We start from the raw sequence: 2,856 nt of genomic DNA on the forward strand, positions 1-2,856 counted from the left end.
TAAGCCCTCAAGCGCATAATTCAATAATGTCGATAAAGCGGATGGAGTCGTCAGTTTATGAATTAATTTCGTATCCTTTTGTTGATCCGTAAATTTTCGAGTAAAAGGAAACACCGTCAGCCTTCTAAAAAATCCATCACTATGGTCACTACTTTTCGGCAACTCATTGGCGCTGAATAACAGTTTACAAAATGGCTCAAAGTTAAAGGGATCTTTCCCCTTTTTCTCTGCGTTTAATCCTTCACCACTGGCAAGCACCTTGAGGTTCCCCGTAGAGTTCAATGCATCCGCAGGGATATCTGTAAAGCAATTCAGCACTTTTCCATACAGTTCAGCAATCTTAAACCTTGATCTGTCGCCTTCCAAATCCTGAATTTTAACTTTGGATATATTCGCCTTGCCTATCATGGCTTCAATCGTTTTAATTAATACCGATTTCCCGTTACTTCCCGTACCTGTGAATAAAAATATTTTTTCATATTCCAAGGTGGGGATCAGGAAATAGCCAATCATTTCAAATAAAGTTGCATGCGTATCCTGTTCCAGTACAGATTCGATAAACTGAAGCATAGCAGGATCATTGGCCGTAGGATCATATAGGACAGGAAATTGAATGGTGCTCCGTCTATCAGGCGTATGCTCCCTTAACTCTCCCGTTTTCCAATTCAACAAACCGTTTTTAACATTAATATAGTCGTCCAACATATTCATTTGGGTTCCTGCAATATAACTTTGGGCCTCTATGTAATAACGTGCTTCCTTAATCCGACTATGGCGAAACTCATTGTCCAGCAGGGTAACGGATAATTGCTCCAGGTGACGCTCACCATCATTGACATATACCCCCTGATCATACCGATACAAAAACGTACCGTCAAAAAAACATTTCATATGCTGATCTAAAATATCTTTGCTGTACCAGATAGGCTGAAATTTCTTATGGGTTCCATGAATCTCAAAATATTTCATATAATTAGGCTCAATTGATTTGGGGGAATTCTCTCCTGCTGACTCATCATCGCGTTTGAACACATCTGGAATATCCACATGAGATGTAAGCTTAGAATTGCTTTGACTCCGGTAATACTCTTCCTCGTGAGCTAACCATTCTTCATATTGTTCGGCAAGCCACTCTTGATACTCAGGATCATTCGCTTTCCGTTCTTCCTCTGCAATCCGTTGTTCAAGTTCCCAATTCTCAAAAAACGCGATCTCCTTCTTGAGATACGCTCGTTCCGAATCGGTCATATATTTTTCGTCCGTGTATGTCCACCACGTTTTGCCACCATTATACGAAAACTCTAATTCATAGGGAGAATATTCAAACTGTATCCGATACTGCTTATCCACATCTTCCTTGGTGATCGGCTTCCACATACCATCTATCCAAGCTTCTACTTGCTTGCTATTGCTATTTTTCCGTACATCCACCCGTTTTCCGTTAATGATGAACTGGTCGGTATAATACTTGTGTTTATCATCGTGTTTTTGTAAAGCTATTGTCATATTGTTATGATCCCCCTTATTAATAGATGTTATCGACTACCTGTTTAAATTCGTTATATTGTTCCATGGCCTTCCTTAATGGAGGTGAATCCTTGAATATAAATACTTTCCGATTGGAATCCTTTAAATCTACTTTTTCATCCATTTTATGAAACCGATTAAACATCAACCATCCTGCCATTCGAGACTGGGTAATGACAATGGTATGGCTATCCATATTTGGCCTCCACATATATTAATGATTGGAATGTGAAAGGTAAATTCCTCCCACATCCCTCTCTACCGGCTGACAAGCCGCATCGTTAAGCTCGGAAGTCTGCTAGACAAATGATGGAAGCCTTTGTTGTCTTTATAATTTGCTTAATGGTTATAGACTTGTTCATATAGCAATTGAGGATGGAATCTCCTGTTTTGCGAGCAATACTCAATCCTTCAGCTACGCCAAGCCAGCCACGGTCATCGAACAGGGTGTATGTCTGACCCACCATTTTCTCAGCTACTTCTTTGGGATTCCATGTCCTCTTTTCGCTGCTTACCAAGGAAATTTTATAGTCGATGAGATCATCGAGCTTCGCATCCTGTCGTTTGAGGTACTTGTCAGGGATGCTCATATCTTTGCCTTCAGGCCATTGTAATGTGTAGGATTCTCGTTTCATCACCGTGGTATAGTTATGGCCTAGCCACTCAAAGGTGTGTTCATCGCTCTCTTTAACCTGCTGGATATAAACTTTATCTTTATCCTCATAATGAAGCTGTACATTTTGCAGCATTCCTTCACTGGCGACCACCCAACAAAAGGAATAATTTTTATTCGATTTTTTCGCTTTGGAGTCCACGTAAGTCTTCCGCACAGCAGCCGTAGCAAGTAGAGAAGGACAATCGCATATGCTTTCTGCTGCTGCCTTCGTTTCCCGATATAGCTCCGCAAATTTGGCATCCACTTCTTTTCGCAATCGCTTCTGCTTCTCGTCTGATGCGAATGGATTCAGGCTTTGCTTCTCTTGCGTTAGCTCTCTATTTATTTGCAGGAACGTATCATAAGTTGTCTTTAACGCATTGATGGTTTGATCCACATACACTGTATCCAGGTCGAAATTTTGAAAGTACTGATATACATTCTCAAACTGATGTTTCCGAATTTTCCGATCCGTATCGTCTATCATGATTCGGTTTATATATTTCTTAAATGAAAACATGGACTTGGCAAGCAGATCTAAAGCCGAGGTGTGCTTACGATCCTTGTTGTAAGTTTTTCCGTCTTTGAAAAATGTAAATTGTGGTTTCAACACTCCAAACCGATGCCGAATCACGTCTGGAATGACAACTTGGTCGAACAGACCCGATTTGGAA

General features: G+C 40.6%; 2 protein-coding genes and 1 pseudogene. All 3 read right to left on the reverse strand.

Annotation, left to right across the window (positions count from 1 at the left end):
- Positions 1-1,506 (reverse strand): DNA primase family protein (locus ACIFQM_RS24990; RefSeq protein WP_430066418.1); only part of this gene is annotated, 1,506 nt, incomplete at its 3' end.
- Between the two features lie 19 nt (positions 1,507-1,525).
- Positions 1,526-1,723, reverse strand: a complete 198-nt coding sequence (locus ACIFQM_RS24995) for a DUF5659 domain-containing protein (protein ID WP_179031563.1) — start codon at positions 1,721-1,723, stop codon at positions 1,526-1,528.
- 85 nt (positions 1,724-1,808) lie between these two features.
- Positions 1,809-2,856: pseudogene (locus tag ACIFQM_RS25000) on the reverse strand (hypothetical protein); the annotation flags it as partial.

Source organism: Paenibacillus sp. NRS-1782 (genome assembly GCF_050467685.1).
GTDB classification, from domain to species: domain Bacteria; phylum Bacillota; class Bacilli; order Paenibacillales; family Paenibacillaceae; genus Paenibacillus; species Paenibacillus terrae_A.

Bases quoted from the DNA above. Each gene is read 5' to 3' on its own strand.
- ACIFQM_RS24995 (WP_179031563.1), bottom strand. From the start codon at position 1,723: ATGGATAGCCATACCATTGTCATTACCCAGTCTCGAATGGCAGGATGG.